This is a genomic window from Devosia sp. ZB163 (assembly GCF_028613635.1).
Taxonomy (GTDB): Bacteria; Pseudomonadota; Alphaproteobacteria; order Rhizobiales; family Devosiaceae; genus Devosia_A.
In genome coordinates this window covers 896375-918758 of record NZ_JAQRMY010000002.1, presented here as the reverse complement: position 1 = coordinate 918758, position 22384 = coordinate 896375, and the positions used below count along the sequence as shown (strand labels likewise).

The window sequence follows — 22384 nt, the reverse complement described above, 5'->3', positions numbered from 1 at the left end:
TGCCTTACTCTGCCGCGATCGAGGGAACGGCGCCTTCCGAGGTCGACGACCAGGTATATTGGTCGATGCGCGCCTCGATGACGTCGCGGAAGTTGCGGATCAGGCCCTGGATCGGCCAGGCGGCCGCATCGCCCAGGGCGCAGATGGTGTGACCCTCGATCTGCTTGGTCACTTCGAACAGCATGTCGATCTCGCGCTTCTGGGCGCGGCCCTGCACCATGCGTTCCATGACGCGCATCATCCAGCCGGTGCCTTCGCGGCACGGCGTGCACTGGCCGCAGCTCTCATGCTTGAAGAAAGCCGCGATGCGCCAGATCGCCTTGATGATGTCGGTCGACTTGTCGAGCACGATCATGCCGCCCGTGCCGAACGAGGATTTCTTCTCGCGCAGCCCGTCGAAATCCATGATGGCGGTCCGTATGTCTTCACCGCGCACGACGGGGCACGAGGCCCCACCCGGGATCACGGCAAGCAGGTTGTCCCAGCCGCCACGGATGCCACCGCAATGCTTCTCGATCAGTTCTTCGAAGGTGCAGCCGAGCGCGTCCTCGAACACGGCCGGCCTGTTGACGTGGCCCGAGGCCATGAACAGCTTGGTGCCGGTGTTGTTGGGGCGGCCGATGCCGGCGAACCAGGCGCCGCCACGACGCAGGATTTCCGGGACGACCGCGATCGACTCGACGTTGTTGACGGTCGTCGGGTTGCCGTAGACGCCCATCGCCGCCGGGAACGGCGGCTTCAGGCGCGGCTGGCCCTTCTTGCCCTCGAGCGACTCCATCAGCGCGGTCTCTTCGCCGCAGATGTAGGCGCCGGCGCCGTGGTGGACGACGATCTCGAAGTCCCAGCCGTGGACGTTGTTCTTGCCGATCAGCCTGGCGTCATAAGCCTGCTGGACGGCGGCTTCGAAGTTCTGCCGCTCGCGGATGAACTCGCCGCGGATGTAAACGTAGGCGATGTGAGCGCCCATGGCGCGGCCGGCGAGCAGGCACCCCTCGATCAGGTGGTGCGGATCGTGGCGCAGGATCTCGCGGTCCTTGCAGGTGCCGGGCTCGGACTCGTCGGCGTTGACGAGGAGCTGGCTCGGACGGCCGTCATTGACGCCTTCCTTGGGCATGAACGTCCACTTCAGCGCGGTCGGGAAACCGGCGCCGCCGCGGCCACGCAGGCCAGAGCCCTTGACCTCGTTGACGATCCAGTCGCGACCGTTGTCGATGAACTTCTTGGTGTCCACCCAGCCGCCGCGGGCCCGGGCGCCTTCGAGGCCCCAGTCGCCGTTGCCGTAGAGATTGGTGAAGATGCGGTCTTTGTCTTCGAGCATCACACACTGCCCTTCTTGCCGCGCGGCTTGCCCGGCGCCTTGCCTGCATCGATCTTGCCGGCCGGGGATTCAGCCCCGGTGGCGTCGTCGCGCATGGCCTTGTTCGGTTTGCCGTCGGCCTTGGCCTCGGCGTCCGCCTTCGATCGCTCGGACTCAGCCTTTTCGACCGAGGCCTTGGGCGCAAGCCTGGGCTCCTTGAGAGCCGGCGCGGCTTCCTCAGGCACGTCACCGCGCTTGCGGCCCGGCTTGGTCGGAGCAGCTTCCTCGACCTTGGCGGCGGCCGGCGCCGCGGCGGGAGCCGGAGCAGCAGCCGGCGCATCGGCCGGGGCCGGCGGCGGCGGGAACGGCTTGTAGGTGCGCGTGGCGGTCGGCTTCTCGAGCAGCGTCGTCTGGCCGCCCTCGGCCGCGGCGAACTGGCGCACGATCTGCGGGCCCGGCTTCACGCTGGAGCCCTTGCCCGCCGCGAACTCCTCGAGGATGGCCTCGAAGCTCTCGGGGGTCAGGTCCTCGTAGGTGTCGCTGCCGATCATGACGAGCGGCGCGTTCACGCAAGCGCCGAGGCACTCGACCTCTTCCCAGCTCAGCGTGCCGTCCGCGTTGGTCTCGAACGCCTCATGATTGATGCGGCGCTCGCAGACGTGGCGAAGGTCCTCGGCGCCACGCAGCATGCAGGGGGTCGTGCCGCACACCTGGATGTGGGCGACCGTGCCGACGGGCCTCAGCAGGAACTGCGTGTAGAAGGTCGCGACCTCGAGAACGCGGATGTACGGCATGTCGAGGAGCCGCGCGACAGTCTCGATCGCGGCACGGCTGACCCAGCCCTGCTGCTGCTGCGCGCGGAAGAGCACGGGAATCACGGCGGACTGCTGCCGGCCAGGCGGGTACTCCGCCATCTTCTTCTCGGCCCAGGCCTGGTTTTCCTTCGTGAAGGCGAAGGTAGCCGGCTGGAGGGCCTCATCTGCTAGACGGCGGACGGACATTACCGATCGACCTCACCGAACACGATATCGAGCGAACCGAGGATGGCGGCGACGTCAGCCAGCATGTGCCCCCGGCAAAGGAAATCCATAGCCTGCAGGTGTGCGAAGCCAGGAGCGCGGATGTAGCAGCGGTACGGCTTGTTGGTGCCGTCGCTCACGAGGTAGACGCCGAACTCGCCCTTGGGCGCCTCGACCGCGGCGTAGACCTCGCCGGCGGGCACCTTGTAGCCTTCGGTGTAGAGCTTGAAGTGATGGATCAGCGCTTCCATCGACTGCTTCATCTCGCCCCGCTTGGGCGGCACCACCTTGCCGTCGGTCGACGACACGGGGCCCTGCCCTTCCGGCGAATTCAGCAAGGCGATCGCCTGCTTCATGATGCGGATCGACTGACGCATCTCATCCATGCGGACGAGGTAGCGGTCGTAGCAGTCGCCGTTCTTGCCGACGGGCACGTCGAAATCGAAGCGGTCGTAGCACTCGTAGGGCTGCGCCTTGCGCAGGTCCCAAGCGGCGCCCGAACCACGCACCATTACGCCCGAAAAGCCCCACTTCCACGCTTCCGCTTCGGTCACCACGCCGATATCGGCGTTGCGCTGCATATAGATGCGGTTTCCGGTCAGGAGCTTCTCGAGGTCGTCGAGAACCTTGAGGAACGGGTCACAGAAGGCCTCGATGTCGTTGACCAGAGCCTGCGGCAGGTCCTGATGCACGCCGCCGGGACGGAAATAGGCCGCATGCATGCGGCTGCCCGAGGCGCGCTCGTAGAAGATCATGAGCTTTTCGCGCTCGTCGAAGCCCCAGAGCGGCGGCGTCAGCGCGCCCACGTCCATGGCCTGCGTCGTGGCGTTGAGGATGTGCGACAGCAGGCGACCGATCTCGGCATAGAGCACGCGGATCAACTGGCCGCGCATCGGCACTTCCAGCCCGAGCAGCTTTTCCACCGCGAGGCAAAACGCGTGCTCCTGGTTCATCGGCGACACGTAGTCGAGCCGGTCGAAGTATGGGATCGCCTGCAGGTAGGTCTTGGTCTCAATCAGCTTCTCGGTGCCGCGGTGCAGCAGGCCGATATGCGGATCGACACGTTCCACCACCTCGCCGTCGAGCTCGAGGATGAGCCGCAGCACGCCGTGCGCGGAGGGGTGGATCGGCCCGAAGTTGATCGTGAAGTTTCTTACGTCGACTTCGGACATCAGTTCTTCGCTTTCTCGTCGCCGGGCAGCACGTAGTCGGTGCCTTCCCAGGGCGACAGGTAGTCAAACTGGCGGAATTCCTGCACGAGCTTCACCGGCTCGTAGACGACACGCTTGCGCTCCTCGTCGTAGCGCACCTGGACATAGCCCGTGGTCGGGAAGTCCTTGCGCAGCGGGTAGCCGTCGAAGCCGTAGTCGGTCAGCAGGCGACGCAGATCCGGATGCCCGGTGAACAGGATGCCGAACAGGTCGTAGGTCTCGCGCTCGAACCAGTCGGCGCCGGGGTAGATGCCCGTGATCGAGGCAACCGGCGTCTCTTCGTCGGTCCTCACCTTGAGCCGCACACGCAGGTTCTGGCGCGGGCTCAGCAGCTGGTAGACGACGTCGAAGCGCTGCTCGCGATCCGGATAGTCGGCACCACACACGCTGGTGATCGAGATGAACGCTTCGTGGTCGTGCAGGAACGTCGCGACATCGACGATGGCCTCGCGCTCGACCAGCAGCGTCAGCTCATCGAAGGCGAACACATGGTCGATGATCTTGTCGCCGAGTGCGTTGCGCGCACGTTCGGCAAGCGCCGCAAGCGGTGAAGGAGTGGGGCCGTCGGTCATGGCCGGTCCTAACGTTCGATCGTGCCGGTGCGGCGGATCTTCTTCTGCAGCAGCAGAATTCCGTACAACAGCGCCTCAGCCGTGGGCGGGCAACCGGGGACGTAGATGTCCACCGGCATGACGCGGTCGCAACCGCGCACCACCGAATAGGAGTAGTGATAGTAGCCGCCGCCGTTGGCGCAGCTGCCCATCGAGATGACGTAACGAGGCTCCGGCATCTGGTCGTAGACCTTGCGGAGCGCGGGAGCCATCTTGTTGGTCAGCGTGCCGGCGACGATCAGCACGTCGGCCTGGCGCGGCGAGGCGCGCGGGGCGGTGCCGAATCGCTCGATGTCGTAGCGGGGCATCGACATCTGGATCATTTCGACGGCGCAGCAGGCGAGACCCGTCTGCATCCACATCAGGGAGCCGGTGCGAGCCCAGGTGATGAGCTGGGAGGCCGTGGTCGCGAGGAAGCCCTTGTCCGCGAGTTCGGCGTTGACGTCCGCCATGAACGGATCGTCGGCGCCGACCAGCTTGTTGGTGCGCGGATCGATGACGCCCTTGGGCTGCGGTGCGACGAGCGTGCCTTCGGTCAATCCCATTCCAGCGCGCCTTTCTTCCATTCATAGATGAAGCCGATGGTCAGAACCCCGAGGAAGATCATGACCGACCAGAAGCCGAACCACCCGACTTCACGGAATGCCACAGCCCACGGGAACAGCAGCGCCACTTCGAGGTCGAACACGATGAAGAGGATCGACACCAGGTAGAACCGGACGTCGAACTTCATGCGCGCATCGTCGAAGGCGTCGAATCCCGCCTCGAAAGCGGACACCTTCTCGGGATCCGGCTTCTTGTAGGCGATAACGAAGGGGGCAATCATGAGAGCCAGGCCGATGACGGCAGCCAGGCCGACGAAGATGAGGATCGGCAGGTAGTTGCTGAGCAACTCGTTCATTGTGCAGCCTAATGGTCACGCCGGCGGGAGGTGCCGGCCCTCCGCGCGGCCAAGCGGGCGATTTTGGGCCCGCGAGACGACGCGAATTCTTGTGGCACGGGCTTAGCCCACGCCTTGACCCGTTTCAAGGAAAACTAATGTTGATTATTACGCTCAAGTTAGTGCGCGTTTTGTACCTGAGAGGCCCGGCGCGCAAGGCTGTTCGAGCACCCTGCCCGGGCCTGGCATTTGATGCCTCGCAACGCCACCGGTGGAGAACGTCGAAGAACCGGATCAGAAGTGGAAACGCGCGCCCAGCGTGAACTGGTTCTTGTCGTTGTCGCCTTCGATCGAGAAGCTGCGGGTGTACTCGGCATTGACCGAGAGGGCGTCGTTGATCGCGTACTCGATGCCGCCGCCGGCCAGCAGGTCGCTTTCGCCGGTTCCGGTCAGTTCCATGCCATAGCCGGCCGAGGCATATGCCAGGAGGTCATTGGTAATGAGCACACCGCCGCGGCCGGTCACCTGTCCGTAGGCGGTGTCGATGGTGTCGCCGGTCAGCCCCTGCAGGGCGACCTCGCCGCCGACGAGGAAGAAGTCGAACTGGGCGTTGACGCCGGCCTCGACGCCGACGCCCGTTTCGACATCGCGCTCGGCGCTAGATTGCACCACACCGTACAGGCCGGCGTAGAAGCCGTTCCAGTTGTAGCCTTCGCCGCCCACCGGGATGGCCACCGCGCTCGATTGCACAGGCACGGACATCAGGTCCGACGCCATTCCGGCGCCGGTCCCGCAAGCCAGCACAATTCCGACGATCAGCAGACGTCGTGACATCCGCATGCAGCTTCTCCGGGGTCGCCTCCCAGCGTCCCAATGTACAGTCAGCGCCGACAGTTCCGCCTCGCGCCAGTCTGAGATGTGCAATCTAGCACATTGATGCAAGACCGCCACATGGTGAGGGTACCTGGCTCTTCCTGAACGAGGGCTGACAGGAACGCCGCGAATGCGATGCTTCCTCGGGCTCGCCCGTCTGTTCCACAGCATTTGATGGAACGGCTCGTCGACTGCAGGGTTGCTCCGCAGCCAGCCCTCTGCGGAGATGCCGGAAGGCCACCACGGACAAGCATTCCGTCGATCCTATGCCAAAGTTGAACGCCCACCTGCCGGCGAATCTCCTACCGGGTTTGGTTACGGAGGGCATTGCCTTGACTCAGCAGATATTCGGACCCGACCAACGGGACGGGAAATGGTACTTTTACGCCTATGTAAATGGGCAGCAGGTGGAATGGGGCCCCTACCGCTCCAGGGAGTTCGCCATCGGCGCTGCCAGCGCCATCGAACGCCGGATCAACGGGCTTCCGGCTGCCCGTCTGTCCAAGACGAAAACTCCGGTTTCCGAAGAAGAGAAGTAGGACACAAGCACGCGTTGGTGGCAGCAACTGCTGCCATCGGCGCAGAGCTCGAACACGTCGGCTACAGCAATGCGAACGTCGCTCGAAGCGACACGCGCCACCCGTAATCTACCAATGATATCAAAGGGAAGGGTGGCGCGAGAGACGGGGCTCGAACCCGCGACCTCCGGCGTGACAGGCCGGCGCTCTAACCAACTGAGCTACTCCCGCAGCGCTTGGCGAACAAGTCGTCCGCGCAACGTGGCGTCCGTTTAGAGGGCGGGTCGGAGAGTGTCAAGCGTCGAAAGCGCGTCGCCGGCATACTTTCTTCCGACTTTTCCACGTCCGCCTGCAAATGCCTTTGCGGACTGGCGTTTTTTCCCGTGCGCGGACGGCCCGCTTATCCGTCCACAACTGCCGGACGGATGTTGTGGTTGTGCCGAAACACGTTGTCGGGGTCCCACTTGGCCTTGAGGGCCCGCAGCCGCGCGAGCTTCGTGGCGCCGAACGCTGCATCGACACGTTCCTGCCCCTCGTTGCCGATGTAGTTGAGATAGACTCGGCCGGTCGACCACGGCTTCAGCACCGAGGCGATCTGCTTCACCCGGGCGATGTTGGCATCGTTGTCGGCCGGGTCGGTCCAGCCGCAAATGTAGTGGACGTTCCACGGCGCAGTGCGCATGCCGAAGGCCGTAGCCTCTTCATCGACACGCGACGGCGCACCGCCACCCGGCACCATGATGAGCGCCGATTGCGGGGACAGCGGCGTCAGCGCCAGCGCCGCGTAGGCATCGATCGCCTCGTCGGGCAGCTCGTCGAGGAAGTCGGCGGTCCAGTAGTTCTGCGAGCCCGGGAAGTTGCCGCCCATCTTCTGGAACTCGGTGTAGGGCATCGGCTGCACCAGGTCGGCCACCGGCGGGCCGAAGGCGCGGAACGGCGCCAGTACCCGGGCCCCCTCCTCCATGTCGCCGGCATAGACCAACTGCACGAGAACGACAGGCTTGCCGCGCGCGGGCTCCGGCACGAACGGCGCGTCGGGGGCGACGGTGAAAACCATGCCGGTTCCGACCTCGTCGGGCGCCGTGCGGATGAAGTCGCGCATGTTGCGCATCACCGCCCCCGCCATCGGAGCGGGGTACATCAGCGCGCCGCCGAGGACGATCGGGCCCAGCCGGTGCAGCTGGAAATGAAACGCCGTGACGATGCCGAAATTGCCGCCGCCGCCGCGCAGGCCCCAGAACAGGTCGGGATTCTCGCTTTCGGAGGCAATCACCTTGCGGCCGTCGGCTGTGACCACCTCGGCCGAGATCAGGTTGTCGCAGACATAGCCGTATTTGCGCTCCAGCCAGCCACTACCGCTGCCGAGCGACAGGCCGGCGATTCCCGTGGTGGGGTTGCGACCACCGGTGAGCACAAGCCCGTGCGCGCCCGTCGCTGCGTCGAACTCGCCCCAGTTGAGCCCGGCTTCAGCGCGACAGGTCCGCGCAGCCGGGTCGATTCGCATGGCCTTCATGCCGCGCAGGTCGATGCACACCCCGTCCTCGCAAACGGCGGACCCGGTGACAGAGTGGCCACCGCCGAATACCGAGACCGGAAGCCCCTCGCGGCGGGCGAGGCCGAGCGCCAGCACCACGTCGTCGGCGCTGCTGCAGCGGGCGATAACCGCCGGCCGGCGGTCGATCATACCGTTGTAGACGCGGCGCGCGTCGTCATAGTCGGCGTGACTCGGGTGAATGAGAGTGCCGGAAAAACCGGGCAGATCGAAGCGACTTACCTCGGCAATCGACATCAAGCCCTCCCTGGCCTTGGTCCGACGAACCGTCAGCGTAGCGGGGCTATCCTACAGGGGGATGATGTTGGGGCACAGCCCCGGGGAGCGCGTAGGCTGCAGCCTTCGCGGCGCTCCGCTTGTGAAGGCTGGTGGGCGGTGACGGTCTCGAACCGCCGACCCTCTCGGTGTAAACGAGATGCTCTACCAACTGAGCTAACCGCCCGCCGGGCGTCGTGCGCCCGATGAGGCGCACTAACTAGGATTTCGGCCCGGACGCGTCAACCCGTTGCGGAACGCCCTGCCCCACCTGGGAACAACAATGGCCCCGGCGACAGGCGCGCGGGGCCATTGTGGTCGAGCCGACCTGGAAGCCGGTCTTAGTTGATGGCGTCCTTGAGGCCCTTGCCGGGCTTGAACTTGGCCTGGTTTGAGGCCGGAATCTTGATCTCGGCGCCGGTGGCCGGATTGCGGCCGATGGAAGCCTTACGCTTGGACACGGCGAAGGTGCCGAAGCCAACGAGACGGACCTCTTCACCCTTCTTCAGGGAAGCAGTGATCGCCTCAAACACGGCATCAACGGCCTCCCCGGCCTGGGCCTTGGTCAGTTCCGCCTTGTCGGCGACCACGCCGATCAGATCGTTCTTATTAGACATAGCGTTTCCTCACTGTGGGATGCCCGCCTGCGGTGGCGAACCAAAACGCCGTGACCCTTCTTCGATTCTGACCGAAACGCAAGGAATTCCGGGCTTCTCCAGAGGTGAGGCACAGCAATTTTGTTAATGAACCCTCAATTTTGGCTCAACTTTGGCCGACGTCGGGCACGACTGTGGCGGAACGTGTTCTGCGAATCCCCAAAAGCAGCGGTAAAGCCAGCAAATACACGGCTCCGCCGACGATCCACACCAGGCCGGGCCAGGTCGGTTTCAGCACAAAATAGACCCAGGAGAAGAAGATCGGGCCGAATATGGCCGACAGGCTGACAAGACTCGCGAGCACGCCCTGCAGCTTGCCCTGGTTGTCGGCATCGACCTGCCGGGTGGTGAGCGATTGCAGCGCCGGCATGCCGATTCCGCCAAGGGCGAAGAGCGGCGCGAGGGCGAAGAGTATCCAGCCCTGCGTTGCGAATCCGAGAATCACCAGTGCGGTCAGTTCGCAGGCCATGCCGACGACGAGCGCCCATCGTTCCCCGAGCCGCGCCGCGGCCGGTCCCGTCAGGAGCGCCTGTGCTCCGGCGTGGAAAAGGCCGAACGCGCCCAGCGACAGGCCGATCATCAGGCCGTTCCACTCGAACGTGTCCTGGCCGAACAGCGCCCACACGGTGCCGTACATAGTGCCCACGAAGTTCATGATGACGAAGATGACCATCAGCGGCAGCAGGGAGGCGAATGACAGCGCCCAGCCCAGCGGCTTGAAGGGATTGAGCGTATCGAAGCTGAAGCGCGTGCCCGCATCGCCGCGCCGCGACTCGGGCAGCACGAACAGCGCGAGGGCGAAGTTGAGCGCGTTGAGGGCAGCGGCGACGAGGAACGGAGCGCGCACCCAGATGTCGCCGATGATCCCTCCCAGCACCGGGCCGATGATGAAGCCGATGCCGAACATGGCGTGGAAGTAGCCGAAGCGCTTGGCGCGCTCTTCCTCAGCCGAGATGTCGGTGATGTATGCAGTCGCCACGGCCATGTTGGCGCTGGTGATGCCGGCGATGGCGCGGCCGACGACGAGCATCCAGAGTTCGGGCGCGAACGCCATGACCACGTAGTCGATGGCCGCGCCGGCAAGCGAGATGAGCAGTACCGGCCGGCGTCCGAAGCGATCGCTGAGCACGCCCAGAATTGGCGAGAACAGGAATTGCATGGCCGAATAGATGGCCAGCATCAGTCCCATGAGCGTCGCCACCTCGTGGGAGTGGCTCACATCCTCGAGCAGGCGCGGCAGGATCGGAAAGATGAGGCCGATGCCGATCGCATCAAGCGTCACGGCGGCCAGTATTACGGCAAGTGCACGGTTCAAGTCGGTTCCCTCCGGCCGGCTTTACGCGGGACGCGTTCTATATTCGTTCCCATGCCAGGAAGCAAACGCGAAAAACCCAGATGGGAGGCGCCCACGGCGGTCACCAGAGACGCTCGAAAAGAAAACGGCGCCCGAAGGCGCCGTTTCCTAGTTCAGTTTGCGTCGACCGGTCAGTGCGGCAGGCTTGCGCCCGCCTCGTCGCCTTCCGGCGTTTCGATCGCCGTGGCCGGCGCCGCCGGCTTGTCGTCGTCGAACTGCCACTCGATCGGCTCGGGCTGGCGCACCAGGGCGCGGCTAAGCACCTCGTTCATCCGGCTCACCGGGATGATCTCCATCCCCTGGGTCACGTTCTCCGGAATCTCCTTGAGATCGCGGGTGTTCTCCTCGGGAATGAGCACCGTCTTGATGCCAGAACGGAGGGCCGCGAGCAGCTTCTCCTTGAGGCCGCCGATCGGCAGCACCCTGCCCCGCAGCGTGACTTCACCAGTCATGGCGACGTCGTTGCGGACCGGAATACCCGTCATCAGCGAGACAATGGCGGTGGCCATGGCGATACCAGCGGACGGACCATCCTTCGGCGTCGCGCCTTCCGGCACGTGCAGGTGGATGTCGCGGGTGTCGAACAGCGGCGGCTTGATGCCGAGTTCGACGGCCTGCGAGCGGACGTAACCCGAGGCGGCAGTGATGGATTCCTTCATCACTTCCTTGAGGTTGCCGGTCACCGTCATACGGCCCTTGCCGTGCGTCATCACGCCTTCGATCGTCAGGATCTCGCCGCCGACCGAAGTCCAGGCGAGGCCCGTCACCGCGCCGATCTGCGGCTCGGCGTCGATCTTGTCGTTCCGGAAGAATGCCGGGCCGAGATACTCCTCGATCAGCTCGGGCGTGATTTCGACCTTCAGGACCTTCTTGGTCATGATGTCGCGAACCGCCTTGCGCATCAGCTTGGAAATCTCGCGCTTGAGGTTACGGACGCCGGCTTCCCGCGTGTAGTCGCGGACGACCGAACGCAGTTCCTCGTCGCCAAGGACGAATTCCTTAGCCTGGAGGCCGTTTTCCTTAAGCGTCTCCGGGATCAGGTGACGACGCGCGATCTCGAACTTCTCGTCCTCGGTGTAACCCGACAGACGGATGATCTCCATGCGGTCCATCAGCGGCGCCGGGATGTTCAGCGTGTTCGAGGTGGTCACGAACATCACGTCCGAGAGGTCATAGTCGACCTCGAGGTAGTGATCGTTGAACGTCGCGTTCTGCTCCGGATCCAGCACTTCGAGCAGCGCCGAAGACGGATCGCCACGGAAGTCCTGGCCCATCTTGTCGATCTCATCGAGCAGGAAGAGCGGATTGGACTTGCCCGCCTTCTTGAGCGACTGGATCACCTTGCCCGGCATGGAGCCGATATAGGTCCGGCGGTGGCCGCGGATCTCGGCTTCGTCACGGACGCCGCCGAGCGCCATGCGCACGAACTCACGGCCGGTCGCCTTGGCGATCGACTTGCCGAGCGAGGTCTTGCCGACGCCCGGAGGGCCGACGAGGCAGAGGATCGGGCCCTTGAGCTTACCGGTGCGCGACTGCACCGCGAGGTACTCGAGGATGCGCTCCTTGACCTTCTCGAGGCCATAGTGATCCTCGTCCAGCACCTGTTCGGCGTAGACCAGGTCGCGCTTGACCTTGCTCTTCTTGCCCCAGGGGAGCGTCAGCAGCCAGTCCAGATAGTTGCGGACAACCGTCGCTTCCGCCGACATCGGGCTCATCGTCTTGAGCTTCTTGAGCTCAGCATCAGCCTTGATGCGGGCTTCCTTGGAAAGCCTGGTCTTCTTGATCTTCTCTTCGAGCTCGGTCAGCTCGTTCGAGCCTTCCTCGCCGTCGCCCAGCTCGCGCTGGATCGCCTTCATCTGCTCGTTGAGATAGTACTCGCGCTGTGTCTTCTCCATCTGGCGCTTGACGCGCGAGCGGATGCGCTTTTCGACCTGCAGAACACCGATCTCGCCCTCCATGAGGCCGAGGATCTTCTGGAGCCGCTCGCTGACCGACACGGTCGCCAGCAGGTCTTCCTTCTGCTCGATCTTGATCACCAGGTGGCTCGCAATGGTGTCGGCGAGCTTGGAGTAATGCGTGATCTGGCTGACGGCGTTGACCACCTCAGCCGAAATCTTCTTGTTGAGCTTGACGTAGTTCTCGAACTCGCTCTGCGCCGAGCGGGCCAGGGCCTCGAGCTCGGTCTCGTCTTCCTTCGGCTCGTCGAGGTTGCTCGCCTCGGCTTCGAAGTAGTCGACGGTCTGCAGGTACTTGTCGATCTTGGCGCGGCGCAGGCCCTCGACCAGCACCTTCACGGTGCCATCGGGGAGCTTGAGCAGCTGCAGCACCGAAGCGATGGTGCCGGTGGAATAGATCTCGTCAGGCGACGGATCGTCGTCCTGGGCATTCTTCTGCGTGACGACGAGAATGTGCTTGTCGTCGCGCATCACCTCCTCGAGGGCCTTCACCGATTTCTCGCGGCCGACGAAGAGGGGCACGATCATGCCCGGAAAGACAACGATATCGCGGAGCGGCAGCACCGGGTAAACCCGATCGCGATCGAAACCGGCGCTACCTTGGGTCGTATCCGACATATTTGGTCCTTTCCTGGACGCCGGGCTCTGGGAGGAGTTTTTGCGAGCCCGCGTCCGTCTAGCAACCGGACTAGCCCCCGAGACGGGCGGCAAGCCTGATTCTGCTGATTACATAGGGCCTCAGCATCAAAGGGCAAGTCTACCTGCCCGTTATGGTGGGTATGCCTGCAATGCGGCACCAGTGTGTGCTGCGGGTGCATCAGGGTGCGGTTTGGAGCGGAGGCCCGACGTAGCGCGCCCGTGGGCGGATGAGCTGTCCCGAGGTCGCCTGCTCGATCCCGTGCGCGAGCCAGCCCACCGAACGCGCCAGGGCAAAGATGGTGGCCGGCGCATGCCGCGGCAAGCCATAGGCCGACGTCAGCGCCGCAAGGGCGAAGTCGATATTGGGCGCCTCGTCCAGCATGATCTCGCCGGCTTGCTGGAGCCGGGCGAAGGCTGGCGGGATCTCGAACGCAGCGAGCAGGATAGGACAACGGACATCGCCGCGCGGGTAGAGGGGATGACCGAAGCCCGGGACCGCCCTTCCCTCCCCGAGCCAGTCGCGCAGAGCTTCGAGCGCATCGTGACCGGAGCCGATATCCTCGGCGAGAGCCAGGACGGCGGGTGCGGCATTGCCATGCCGCGGGCCACCGAGCGTCGCCAGACCGGCCAAGGCGCCTGCGGCCAGCGAGGCACCGGTCGATACAGCCACGCGGGCGGCGAAAGTCGAGGCGTTGAGTTCGTGGTCTGCGAGGACGACGAGGGCACGTCGCAGCGCGTCTGCTGCATCGGGTCGGCCGAACGACTGGGCCAGCCGCTCGTGGAGCTGCCCATCGCCCCCGCCAACAAGCGATTCCCCTATCCTCGCGTGGACCTCCGCGGCCTCGATCCGTAACGCCGCGGCTCCTCGTCCGGCGCTGGGTGGATCGACTGCAGCACGCCCGGCCAGGGCAGCGAGGGCCGCGCCAACCGAGGGATTGGCGACAGGCTCGAAGGAGGCAGGCGTGCTGACCGACCCATCCCACAACAGGGCCGCAATATCCTCAAGTGTGGCCGTTGCCGCCAGTGTGGCCACGTCCACACCTCGGTAGATCAGGTGGCCCCGGGCAACCGTCGAAATGGACGAGGTCAGCACGGGCTCGCCCCAACTGATCGCCTCTGAAGCGGTGGCCGCAACACTCCGCCGACCGCGAGAACGCGCAGCGACGCGATCGACATCGTCCTCGCGATAGAGGCTGCGGCGGCTGTCGGCAGGGTCCGGCTTGGCCCTGATGCGGCCGCGGCTGACATTTGCGTAGAGCGACTGCGGCTTGCTGCCGAGCCGGGCAAGCGCCTCCGTCGCACTGAGCCACATGTTGAGCCTCACATTGATCGAAATGATCAAGATTGACGTCAATGTTAGCGCGCCTACCTTCTGCAGGGAACAGCCAAGGAGGCTCAAATGACCGATGGTCTCGAAGACGTCGTCGCCGCCGAAACCGTGCTTTCCGATGTCGATGGATTGGCAGGCAGGCTGATTGTCCGTGGTCAGCCACTCGAGGCGCTGGCAGGACACAGCACCTACGCGCAGGTGCTGTCGCTGCTCTGGGATGGCTTCTTTCCAGCACTGCCAGCTGATCTCTCCCTCCCTCTCGGGGAGGCTCGTCAGCGCGTCTACGCGCTCACCGAGCGCGAATTGCCCCTGCTGGCCGATCGTCCCGTCTATGACGGCATGCGGGCCCTGATAGCGCGGCTGCCCGACGAGACGGACCTGGACAGCGCCCTGCTTCTTGCCGCGGCGCCTGCCGTGCTCCTGCCCGCCCTGCCCCGTCTCAGGGCTGGAGCCGCTCCAATCGCCCCGGACGCCGCCCTCGGACATGCAACCGATATGTTACGGATGGCGACCGGCGTTGTACCCCGGCCTGAGGCGGCAGCCGCGTTGGACACGTATCTCGTCACCGTGGCCGACCATGGCCTCAATGCCTCGACCTTTGCGGCACGGGTCATCGCCTCGACCCAGGCCGGGCTGAACTCCGCCGTACTCGGCGCCCTTGGCGCGCTCAAAGGCGCCCTCCACGGCGGCGCGCCCGGGCCCGTGCTCGACATGCTCGATGCCATCGGCGCTCCGTCGAATGCCGAGAGCTGGATCGACGCAGAATTGGCTCGCGGTGGTCGGCTCATGGGCTTCGGTCACCGCATCTATCGCGTCCGCGATCCGCGTGCCGACGCCCTGAAGGCAGCGCTCGGTCGCATCCACAAGGTCGGTGCCGTCAATGCCGATCGAATGGCACTTGCCGACGCGGTCGAGACCACGGCGCTCGCGGCCCTGCGGCGCCACAAGCCGGATCGGCAGCTCGATACCAATGTGGAGTTCTATACCGCGCTTCTCCTCGAGGCGCTGGGGTTCCCGCGCGACGCCTTCACCGCGGTGTTCGCCGCCGGCCGTGTCGGAGGCTGGATCGCCCATGCCAAGGAGGCGGGTCAAGGGCGACTGATCCGGCCGAAGTCGCGCTATGTCGGGCCGATGCCGCGCAAGGCCGCCTAGGCGCGTCTCGACGCCGGTGATCGCCGAAAATGAGAAGGCCCCGCACTTGCCGGGGCCTTTTTTTGTCAGGCGGCTACCTTCGGGGGTAGCTGCTGGCCCGGCGTCGAGGCGGAGATTGCCTCTTCCTCCTGCGTCATGTCGGCCGGCACGTCGGCGAAGAGCGGGGTCGAGAGGTAGCGCTCGCCCGTATCCGGCAGCATGGCGAGGATCGTCGAGCCATCCGGCGCCGTCTCGGCCACCTTGAGCGCGGCGGCAAAGGTGGCGCCTGCGGTGATGCCGACGAAGATGCCTTCCTTCTGCGCCAGCTCCATCGAGCCCTTCATCGCGTCCGGCGGCGCAACGGTCAGCACCTGGTCGAACAGCTTCTCACGCACCGCTTCGTCGGTGATCCACGGAATGAAGTCCGGGCTCCAGCCCTGGAACGGGTGTGGCTTCCAGGCAGAATGGCTGCCTGTAGCCGCATGGTCTGCGCGACGTTCCTGTCCTTCGCCGCTCGTCAACATCGGCGCGCCCTCGGGCTCCGCCACGATGACCTTGGTGTTCGGGCTCTTGTCGCGCAGCACGCGGCCTACGCCGGTCAGCGTGCCGCCGGTGCCGAATCCGGTGACCCAGTAGTCGAGCTTCTCGTCGGCGAAGTCGCGCAGGATCTCCTGGGCGGTCGTCTTTGAGTGTATGTCGGGATTGGCCTCGTTCTCGAACTGGCGGGTCTGGAACCAGCCATTGGCCGCCGCCAGCGATTCCGCCTTGCGGATCATGCCGTTGGCACGCTCGGAGGCAGGCGTCAGCACGACCTTGGCGCCGAGGAAGCGCATCAGCTTGCGCCGCTCGACCGAGAAGCTCTCGGCCATGGTGACGACGAGCGGGTAGCCCTTCGCCGCGCAGACCATGGCGAGGCCGATGCCCGTGTTGCCGCTGGTCGCCTCGATGACGGTCTGGCCCGGCTTCAACTGGCCCGAGCGCTCGGCGGCCTCGATCACGCCCAGGGCGAGACGGTCCTTGACCGACCCCAACGGGTTGAAGGCCTCGATCTTGACGTAGAGCTTCACATTCTTCGGACCCAGCTTGTTGATCCGAACGATGGGCGTGTTGCCGATCGTGCCGAGTATGTCGTTGAACTTCATGGTTCGTCCTCTGTGTACCCCGCTGGGCGCAAAAGGTACTCCCGGGCTCACGAGGCGACAAGTGAACCTATGGTGCAGAATTCAGCATATGACTCAGTTCTCGACCGGGTTGCCCCATTCCAGTTTCCGCGCGGCCTTGAAGGCCGGCTTGTCGCGGCTGGCGACAACGCGGGTCTCGAGCCCGGCCTCCCCGCAGACCGAGAGCGTGACCGAGAACTTGTTCTCCTCCGGCCGCCGCAGGATTCGGCCGGGGGCGGCGGCTCCGATGCCGGGCCGCGCCATGACGAGATAGCTGTACTTCTCGTCCTCGTAGCCCAGCGAGGCGCCCTTCATGCGGATATGATCGCGCGAGCGGCTGAGGCGCACCGAGAAATGGCACCAGTCGGGCTCAACCAGCGGGCACTCGCGTTCATGCGGACAGGGCGCCAGCACCCTGCCCCCGGCCTCGATCAGGTGTCGCCGCACCTGCATCAGCCGCTGGTAGTCCCGCGGCCGCCCCGGCTCGACGATCACCAGCACACCCGCACAGTGGCGCCACAGCCGCTCCACGGCCTGCGTCAGCTGGGTATCCGCCAGTTCCGTGAGGGCGTAGGCGCAGACCACGACGTCGCTCGGCTTGCCTAGATCGAGGCCGGCGAGGTCGCCGAGCCTCAGATCCACCGGTCCGGCCGCGCCGTCTGCCGCGAGGGCCTCGGCGAGCGTCAGGAACTCCCGGTTGTGGTCGACCAGAGTCAGCGCCGCGCCGGGATAGGCCTCCGCGGCCGCCCAGGACGCCGTCCCCGGTCCGCACCCGACATCTAGAACGCTGCCCGGGGCGAAGTTCGGTGCCCGGCGCTGCAGTTCCTCCAGCACTGCAGAGACGGCGGCGTAGGTCGCCGGCATCCGGCTCAGGGCATAGGCGAGCGCGTCGCCGGCGGCGCCGATCACCTGCCGCGAGGTGCCGCGCTGGCGATAGTGCGCCGACATCTGCGACGCGCTTTCGGCGAGGCCCTTGCGGCCGCGCTCGTCGGCGAGACGGCGGATCGCTTCCGCCAGGGCACGCGGCAGGTCGCTCACCGGGCCGCCCGCTTGAGGCTGTTGGCGAGGAGCGCGTCGCTCACGGCGCGCTTGAACCGATCCTTGTCCGCCGTCGCGTTCTCGACGATCTCCCGCACCCGCCAGAACTCGCGCCCGCCGAACGGGCCAACTTCGGCGCGAACATAGACATCGGGCGGATAGCGCAGCACGGTCGCGTCGACGAGCTTCTGAGACATGATCTCGGTCGAAATAACCGCGGCGTCGACGATGCTGGGCTCCGTCCGCTCCAGCGTCGGGTCCGGGGTGCGATGAACGTCGATGCCGATCAGAACATCGCAGCGATCCTGGATGTAGCCCAGCGGCAGCGGATTGGTGACGCCGCCGTCGATGTAGTAGCTGCCATCGATCAGAACCGGCCGGAAGAGGCTCGGGATCGCCATCGAAGCTGCGATTGCCGAGCGGAGCGGGCCGGATTCGAACATCACTTCGCTCCAGCCATAGAAATCGGTCGCGGCGACAAGGAAGGGCACCTTCAGCTCAGCGAAATCGTCCGGGAAACCCTCGGGAAGGAAGGCATTGGCGATGCCCTCGGACCGCACCTGCACCGATAGTCCCGTCGCAAGCACCTGCTTGAAGTCGGGCCGGTTGCGGGTCCACAGCGTGTTGGCGATCTGCTTGAGGCTGCCGAGCACCGAATAGGCGTGCTCCCTCAGCTCCGCGCCAGTCATGCCGTTCGCCCAGCCCGAACCGATCAGGGCGCCGATCGACGAGCCGGCGATCACCGAAGGGCTGAGGCCGAGTTCGTCCATGGCCTCGATATAGGGGATGTGCGCAAGCCCGCGCGCCGCGCCGCTGCCCAAAGCCACCCCAATCCGCATATGCCGTCTCTCCTGGTCGATCCCGTTTATGCGATGGCGGCCCCACCAAAGCAAAGGCCCCGCCGGATGGCAGGGCCTTCGTGTCTCGTCGCTGATGCGAGGATCAGGCGCTGGCCGGCGCCTCTTCCTTCTTGCGCTCGGCGTAGATGTACAGCGGACGCGCGTCCTTGCCGTTCACCACTTCCTCGCTGATCACCACTTCTTCCACGCCGTCGAGCGACGGGAGGTCGTACATGGTGTCGAGCAGGATGCCCTCCATGATCGAACGGAGGCCGCGGGCGCCGGTCTTGCGCTCGATGGCATGCCGGACGATCGCCTTGAGCGCGTCCTCGTGGAAGGTCAGTTCGACCTCTTCCATCGAGAACAGACGCTGGTACTGGCGCACCAGGGCGTTCTTGGGCTCGGTGAGGATCTGGATCAGGGCCGCCTCGTCGAGGTCCTCGAGCGTGGCGAGGATCGGCAGACGGCCAATGAACTCGGGGATAAGACCGAACCTCACCAGGTCTTCCGGCGCGACTTCCTTCAGGAGGTCACCGACGCGACGATCCTTGGGATCCTTCACGGTTGCCGCAAAGCCGATGCCCGAGCCTTCCGAGCGCGCGGCGATGATCTTCTCGAGGCCGGCAAAGGCACCACCGCAGATGAACAGGATGTTGGTCGTGTCCACCTGCAGGAATTCCTGCTGCGGGTGCTTGCGGCCGCCCTGCGGCGGAACCGAAGCCACGGTGCCTTCCATGATCTTCAGCAGAGCCTGCTGCACGCCCTCGCCCGACACGTCGCGGGTTATGGACGGGTTGTCCGACTTGCGGCTGATCTTGTCGACTTCGTCGATGTAGACGATGCCGCGCTGGGCCTTCTCGACGTTGTAGTCGGCGGCCTGCAACAGCTTGAGGATGATGTTCTCGACGTCCTCGCCGACGTAACCGGCTTCGGTCAGCGTCGTCGCGTCGGCCATGGTGAACGGCACGTCGAGGATACGGGCCAGCGTCTGCGCGAGCAGCGTCTTGCCGGTACCGGTCGGACCGATCAGCAGGATATTGGACTTCGAGAGCTCGATGTCCTGGTTCTTGGTGGCGTGGTGCAGGCGCTTGTAGTGGTTATGCACGGCGACCGACAGCACGCGCTTGGCGCGGAACTGGCCGATGACATAGTCATCCAGCACCTTGCAGATTTCGGCAGGCGTCGGGACGCCGTCCGAGGACTTCACCATCGAGGTTTTGTTTTCCTCGCGGATGATGTCCATGCACAGCTCCACGCATTCATCACAGATGAATACCGTGGGGCCCGCGATCAGCTTCCTGACCTCGTGCTGCGACTTTCCACAGAACGAGCAGTAAAGCGTGTTCTTGCTGGATTCGCCGCTGGTCGTGTCCTTGGACATCCTGTCACTCCTGGGAGGGTGGGCTCCCATGCCCGGCTAGAGTAGAACGCTAGCCCCGCATAGCTAAACAAAATGTAAGCCCGACCGACCTTAGCGGCCAGCCGGGACCCACACAATCACACAAGTGTCACACTGAAGCGTGGCTTTGCCGTTCACGTTAATGCGTAAAAGGCTCACGACGCTTCAGGTTCAGAGCGCTTCTCGAAGATGGAGTCGATGATGCCGAATTCCTTAGCCTCTTCAGGGCTCAGGAAGCGGTCACGCTCAAGCGCGTTGTGAATGGCCTCGTAGTCCTTGCCGGTGTGCTTGACGTAGATCTCGTTGAGACGGCGCTTCAGCTTCTCGGTGAACTGGGCGTGGATCAGGATGTCCGTCGCCTGGCCCTGGTAGCCGCCGGAAGGCTGATGAACCATGATCGAGGAATTGGGCAGTGAGCCGCGCATGCCCGCGGCGCCGCCGGCGAGCAGGAGCGAGCCCATCGAGGCGGCCTGCCCGGTGCAGAGCGTCGCAACCGGCGGACGGATGAACTGCATGGTGTCGTAGATCGCAAGGCCCGACGTCACCACGCCGCCCGGCGAATTGATGTACATCGAGATCTCTTTCTTCGGGTTCTCGGACTCGAGGAAGAGAAGCTGCGCCACGATCAGGGAGGCCATGGTGTCCTCGACCTGACCGGTCACGAAGATGATGCGTTCCTTGAGCAGGCGCGAATAGATGTCGAACGCGCGTTCGCCACGGTTGGTCTGCTCGATGACCGTGGGCACAAGGTAGTTGGTGAAGGTATCGACCGGATCTCTCATTTCGAGATTTGCCCCTGGGAATGTAGGAAGAATCAGCGCTTCGCGGCCGACTTCAGGCGATGCCCCGTTAAGGGCGGGTAAAGCGACAGATAGGCACCAGTGTGGCAGGCCGCAATACTCACAGTTTCGCGCAATCCCGTGGAGTCGCGGAAGCTACCCGGATGGGGAGGCCGCTGCTCAGCCCGAGAATCCGATCGAAACTCCGCGCTGGCGGAAGTAGGCCTGCATCATCTTGCGGCCCTGGCGGTTGTTCTGCGCCAGCTTGCCGGGATCGAAGGTTGCCTCCTTGACGCCCTCGCGCGCCATGGCCGCCTTCAGCCCTGCGATGTGCTCGTCGATATCGGCATTGTTGGCCTTGAGCGAGGCATAGATGTTCTCGATGGCTTCGTTCAGCGTCAGGTCGGCCACTGGTCCGCTCCGTTGGAAATCGTCGGCGCTATGCACTACCCGGATTTTGCGGCCGGACAAGTGCCAAACCGCCGCTTGGGGCCGGACTTTACCTCCGGCAGGCAGTAGGGCAAGGATGACCGGCGGTCTTCCACCGCACGACGTGGCCTGCTGAGGACGACTCCCATTACCACCGCTTTCCGACTGACCCCCGAGACCCGGCACGCCGAGGCAAAGCCGCGCGAGGCTGCCTTCTACCGCGATCCCTACGCCTTCTACGACGCGGTCCATGCCACCTCCCCGGCCTTCTTCTGGGAGAATTACGGCCACTGGTGCTTCGCCGGCTTCAAGGATGTGAGCGCCCTGCTCCGCGACAAGCGCTTCGGTCGCCAGATCCTGCATTTGATGAGCCGAGAAGAACTCGGCATGCCGGAGCCAAAGGCGCACACGGCGGCCTTCGACCTGACCGAGAAGTACTCGCTGCTGACGCTCGAGCCGCCATCGCACACCCGGCTGCGCGCACTGGTCAACCGCGCCTTCGTGTCACGCAATGTCGAGCAACTGCGCCCCCGCATCGAGCGCCTCGCCAACGAGCTGATCGATGGCTTCGAGGCTGACGGCGGCACTGAACTGCTCCGCTCCTATGCGGTGCCGATCCCCGCCATCGTCATCGCCGAGATGATCGGCCTCCCAGCCGACATGGCCATGCAGCTGGTCGACTGGTCCAACCGCATGGTCGCAATGTACATGCACGGGGTCAGCCACGAGACCGAGCTCGACGCCAACCAAGCCTCGATCGAGTTCATGGACTATGTCCGGGCGATGATCGCCGAGCGCCGCCGCCAGCCGCGCGAGGACCTGCTCACCCACATGCTGACCTCCGAGGTCGATGGCGAAAAGCTGACCGAGGAAGAGGTCATCTCGACTACGATCCTGCTGCTCAACGCCGGACACGAGGCGACCGTCCACACTACGGGCAACACGCTAAAATCCATCCTCGAGAGCGGTCTCGACCACCAGGCGATCTTTGCCGACGAAAAGCAGACCGAGGCCACCGTCGAGGAAGGACTGCGCTTCGACGCGCCGCTCCACATGTTCACGCGCTATGCGCTGCAGGATGTGACGCTCGACAACGGGCTGAGCTTCAAGCAGGGTGAGACGATCGGGCTGATGCTGGCCGCCGCCAACCGCGACCCGTCGCGCTTCGCCCACGCCAACACCTTCGATCCGTTCCGGACGGATGGCGCCAATGTCAGCTTCGGCGCCGGCATCCACTTCTGCATCGGCGCGCCGCTCGCCCGCATCGAGCTGCAGGTGTCGATGAAGACGCTGTTCGACCGGCTGCCCGGGCTGAGGCTGGCTACCGAGCCACAGTACAAGAACATCTACCACTTCCACGGGCTGGAGCGGCTCGAGGTGGAGTGGTAGCCGCGCGGCATTCGGAGCGCGCTGCGCGTCCGGCTGAGTCCCCGGGTCGAGCCCGGGGATGACGGTTTGC

General features: G+C 64.8%; 21 protein-coding genes and 2 tRNA genes. 3 read left to right on the top strand and 20 right to left on the bottom strand.

What is annotated here, in order from left to right; genetic code table 11:
* Positions 1-4 precede the first annotated feature (4 nt).
* From nuoF to PRN20_RS12735, 7 genes are all read right to left on the bottom strand, one after another.
* The gene (gene nuoF, locus PRN20_RS12765) at positions 5-1318 is read right to left on the bottom strand and encodes an NADH-quinone oxidoreductase subunit NuoF (protein WP_273957755.1); all 1314 of its coding nucleotides are present in this window, start codon (positions 1316-1318) and stop codon (positions 5-7) included.
* Positions 1318-2298 (bottom strand): NADH-quinone oxidoreductase subunit NuoE, encoded by a 981-nt coding sequence (gene nuoE, locus PRN20_RS12760; protein WP_443112559.1) that lies wholly within the window; start codon positions 2296-2298, stop codon positions 1318-1320. The genes nuoF and nuoE overlap by 1 nt, the downstream gene beginning before the upstream one ends.
* Positions 2298-3488: an NADH-quinone oxidoreductase subunit D gene (locus PRN20_RS12755; protein WP_273957754.1), complete on the bottom strand. Its 1191-nt coding sequence runs from the start codon at positions 3486-3488 to the stop codon at positions 2298-2300. Before PRN20_RS12755 ends, nuoE begins: the two co-directional genes overlap by 1 nt.
* Positions 3488-4099, bottom strand: coding sequence for an NADH-quinone oxidoreductase subunit C (locus PRN20_RS12750; protein WP_273957753.1), 612 nt, complete (start codon positions 4097-4099; stop codon positions 3488-3490). Before PRN20_RS12750 ends, PRN20_RS12755 begins: the two co-directional genes overlap by 1 nt.
* Before the next feature lie 8 nt (positions 4100-4107).
* The gene (locus tag PRN20_RS12745; RefSeq protein ID WP_273957752.1) at positions 4108-4683 is read right to left on the bottom strand and encodes a NuoB/complex I 20 kDa subunit family protein; all 576 of its coding nucleotides are present in this window, start codon (positions 4681-4683) and stop codon (positions 4108-4110) included.
* Entirely contained in the window at positions 4674-5039 is a 366-nt protein-coding gene (locus PRN20_RS12740; protein WP_273957751.1) for an NADH-quinone oxidoreductase subunit A, read from the bottom strand. The genes PRN20_RS12745 and PRN20_RS12740 overlap by 10 nt, the downstream gene beginning before the upstream one ends.
* Before the next feature lie 273 nt (positions 5040-5312).
* On the bottom strand, positions 5313-5852 hold the full coding sequence (locus PRN20_RS12735) for an outer membrane protein (RefSeq protein ID WP_273957750.1): 540 nt from the start codon (positions 5850-5852) through the stop codon (positions 5313-5315).
* 371 nt (positions 5853-6223) lie between these two features.
* Here PRN20_RS12735 and PRN20_RS12730 point away from each other — a divergent pair, with 371 nt between their 5' ends.
* Positions 6224-6430, top strand: a complete 207-nt coding sequence (locus PRN20_RS12730; protein ID WP_273957749.1) for a hypothetical protein — start codon at positions 6224-6226, stop codon at positions 6428-6430.
* A 133-nt stretch (positions 6431-6563) separates the two neighbouring features.
* Here the strand turns inward: PRN20_RS12730 and PRN20_RS12725 are convergent.
* The 7 genes from PRN20_RS12725 to PRN20_RS12695 form a co-directional block, all read right to left on the bottom strand.
* Positions 6564-6640 (bottom strand) — tRNA-Asp (locus PRN20_RS12725).
* A gap of 169 nt (positions 6641-6809) precedes the next feature.
* Complete coding sequence (locus PRN20_RS12720) at positions 6810-8198, bottom strand: FAD-binding oxidoreductase (protein WP_273957748.1); 1389 nt, start codon at positions 8196-8198, stop codon at positions 6810-6812.
* A gap of 129 nt (positions 8199-8327) precedes the next feature.
* Positions 8328-8403, bottom strand: a tRNA-Val gene (locus PRN20_RS12715).
* 154 nt (positions 8404-8557) lie between these two features.
* Positions 8558-8833 carry an HU family DNA-binding protein gene (locus tag PRN20_RS12710; RefSeq protein WP_273957747.1) on the bottom strand — a complete coding sequence of 92 codons (276 nt, stop codon included), beginning with the start codon at positions 8831-8833 and terminating at the stop codon, positions 8558-8560.
* A gap of 145 nt (positions 8834-8978) precedes the next feature.
* Positions 8979-10187 carry a Tet(A)/Tet(B)/Tet(C) family tetracycline efflux MFS transporter gene (gene tet / locus PRN20_RS12705; protein ID WP_273957746.1) on the bottom strand — a complete coding sequence of 403 codons (1209 nt, stop codon included), beginning with the start codon at positions 10185-10187 and terminating at the stop codon, positions 8979-8981.
* A gap of 170 nt (positions 10188-10357) precedes the next feature.
* Complete coding sequence (gene lon / locus PRN20_RS12700; protein WP_273957745.1) at positions 10358-12799, bottom strand: endopeptidase La; 2442 nt, start codon at positions 12797-12799, stop codon at positions 10358-10360.
* A 199-nt stretch (positions 12800-12998) separates the two neighbouring features.
* On the bottom strand, positions 12999-14132 hold the full coding sequence (locus PRN20_RS12695; RefSeq protein ID WP_273958089.1) for a citrate synthase: 1134 nt from the start codon (positions 14130-14132) through the stop codon (positions 12999-13001).
* 87 nt (positions 14133-14219) lie between these two features.
* On the opposite strand from PRN20_RS12695, the gene PRN20_RS12690 reads away from it, so the two are divergent.
* The gene (locus PRN20_RS12690) at positions 14220-15302 is read left to right on the top strand and encodes a citrate synthase/methylcitrate synthase (RefSeq protein ID WP_273957744.1); all 1083 of its coding nucleotides are present in this window, start codon (positions 14220-14222) and stop codon (positions 15300-15302) included.
* A 65-nt stretch (positions 15303-15367) separates the two neighbouring features.
* On the opposite strand, the gene cysK is transcribed toward PRN20_RS12690, so the two are convergent.
* The 6 genes from cysK to PRN20_RS12660 form a co-directional block, all read right to left on the bottom strand.
* Complete coding sequence (gene cysK, locus PRN20_RS12685) at positions 15368-16423, bottom strand: cysteine synthase A (RefSeq protein ID WP_273957743.1); 1056 nt, start codon at positions 16421-16423, stop codon at positions 15368-15370.
* A gap of 93 nt (positions 16424-16516) precedes the next feature.
* Positions 16517-17479 carry a small ribosomal subunit Rsm22 family protein gene (locus tag PRN20_RS12680; protein ID WP_273957742.1) on the bottom strand — a complete coding sequence of 321 codons (963 nt, stop codon included), beginning with the start codon at positions 17477-17479 and terminating at the stop codon, positions 16517-16519.
* Positions 17476-18318 (bottom strand): patatin-like phospholipase family protein, encoded by an 843-nt coding sequence (locus tag PRN20_RS12675; protein WP_273957741.1) that lies wholly within the window; start codon positions 18316-18318, stop codon positions 17476-17478. Before PRN20_RS12675 ends, PRN20_RS12680 begins: the two co-directional genes overlap by 4 nt.
* A 103-nt stretch (positions 18319-18421) precedes the next feature.
* Positions 18422-19699 (bottom strand): ATP-dependent Clp protease ATP-binding subunit ClpX, encoded by a 1278-nt coding sequence (clpX, locus tag PRN20_RS12670; protein ID WP_273957740.1) that lies wholly within the window; start codon positions 19697-19699, stop codon positions 18422-18424.
* A 173-nt stretch (positions 19700-19872) separates the two neighbouring features.
* Positions 19873-20499, bottom strand: coding sequence for an ATP-dependent Clp protease proteolytic subunit (locus PRN20_RS12665; RefSeq protein ID WP_273957739.1), 627 nt, complete (start codon positions 20497-20499; stop codon positions 19873-19875).
* Between the two features lie 177 nt (positions 20500-20676).
* A complete protein-coding gene (locus tag PRN20_RS12660) occupies positions 20677-20907 on the bottom strand; it encodes a hypothetical protein (protein ID WP_273957738.1) in 231 nt (76 codons plus the stop codon).
* Positions 20908-21072: 165 nt separating this feature from the next.
* Between PRN20_RS12660 and PRN20_RS12655 the strand changes: the two genes are divergently transcribed.
* Entirely contained in the window at positions 21073-22314 is a 1242-nt protein-coding gene (locus PRN20_RS12655) for a cytochrome P450 (RefSeq protein ID WP_443112569.1), read from the top strand.
* Positions 22315-22384: the final 70 nt, after the last annotated feature.

Coding starts and splice junctions, on each gene's coding strand:
- nuoF (WP_273957755.1), bottom strand. CDS start 1,318: ATGCTCGAAGACAAAGACCGCATCTTCACCAATCTCTACGGCAACGGC.
- nuoE (WP_443112559.1), bottom strand. CDS start 2,298: ATGTCCGTCCGCCGTCTAGCAGATGAGGCCCTCCAGCCGGCTACCTTC.
- PRN20_RS12755 (WP_273957754.1), bottom strand. CDS start 3,488: ATGTCCGAAGTCGACGTAAGAAACTTCACGATCAACTTCGGGCCGATC.
- PRN20_RS12750 (WP_273957753.1), bottom strand. CDS start 4,099: ATGACCGACGGCCCCACTCCTTCACCGCTTGCGGCGCTTGCCGAACGT.
- PRN20_RS12745 (WP_273957752.1), bottom strand. CDS start 4,683: ATGGGATTGACCGAAGGCACGCTCGTCGCACCGCAGCCCAAGGGCGTC.
- PRN20_RS12740 (WP_273957751.1), bottom strand. CDS start 5,039: ATGAACGAGTTGCTCAGCAACTACCTGCCGATCCTCATCTTCGTCGGC.
- PRN20_RS12735 (WP_273957750.1), bottom strand. CDS start 5,852: ATGTCACGACGTCTGCTGATCGTCGGAATTGTGCTGGCTTGCGGGACC.
- PRN20_RS12720 (WP_273957748.1), bottom strand. CDS start 8,198: ATGTCGATTGCCGAGGTAAGTCGCTTCGATCTGCCCGGTTTTTCCGGC.
- PRN20_RS12710 (WP_273957747.1), bottom strand. CDS start 8,833: ATGTCTAATAAGAACGATCTGATCGGCGTGGTCGCCGACAAGGCGGAA.
- lon (WP_273957745.1), bottom strand. CDS start 12,799: ATGTCGGATACGACCCAAGGTAGCGCCGGTTTCGATCGCGATCGGGTT.
- PRN20_RS12695 (WP_273958089.1), bottom strand. CDS start 14,132: ATGTGGCTCAGTGCGACGGAGGCGCTTGCCCGGCTCGGCAGCAAGCCG.
- PRN20_RS12690 (WP_273957744.1), top strand. CDS start 14,220: ATGACCGATGGTCTCGAAGACGTCGTCGCCGCCGAAACCGTGCTTTCC.
- cysK (WP_273957743.1), bottom strand. CDS start 16,423: ATGAAGTTCAACGACATACTCGGCACGATCGGCAACACGCCCATCGTT.
- PRN20_RS12675 (WP_273957741.1), bottom strand. CDS start 18,318: ATGCGGATTGGGGTGGCTTTGGGCAGCGGCGCGGCGCGCGGGCTTGCG.
- clpX (WP_273957740.1), bottom strand. CDS start 19,699: ATGTCCAAGGACACGACCAGCGGCGAATCCAGCAAGAACACGCTTTAC.
- PRN20_RS12665 (WP_273957739.1), bottom strand. CDS start 20,499: ATGAGAGATCCGGTCGATACCTTCACCAACTACCTTGTGCCCACGGTC.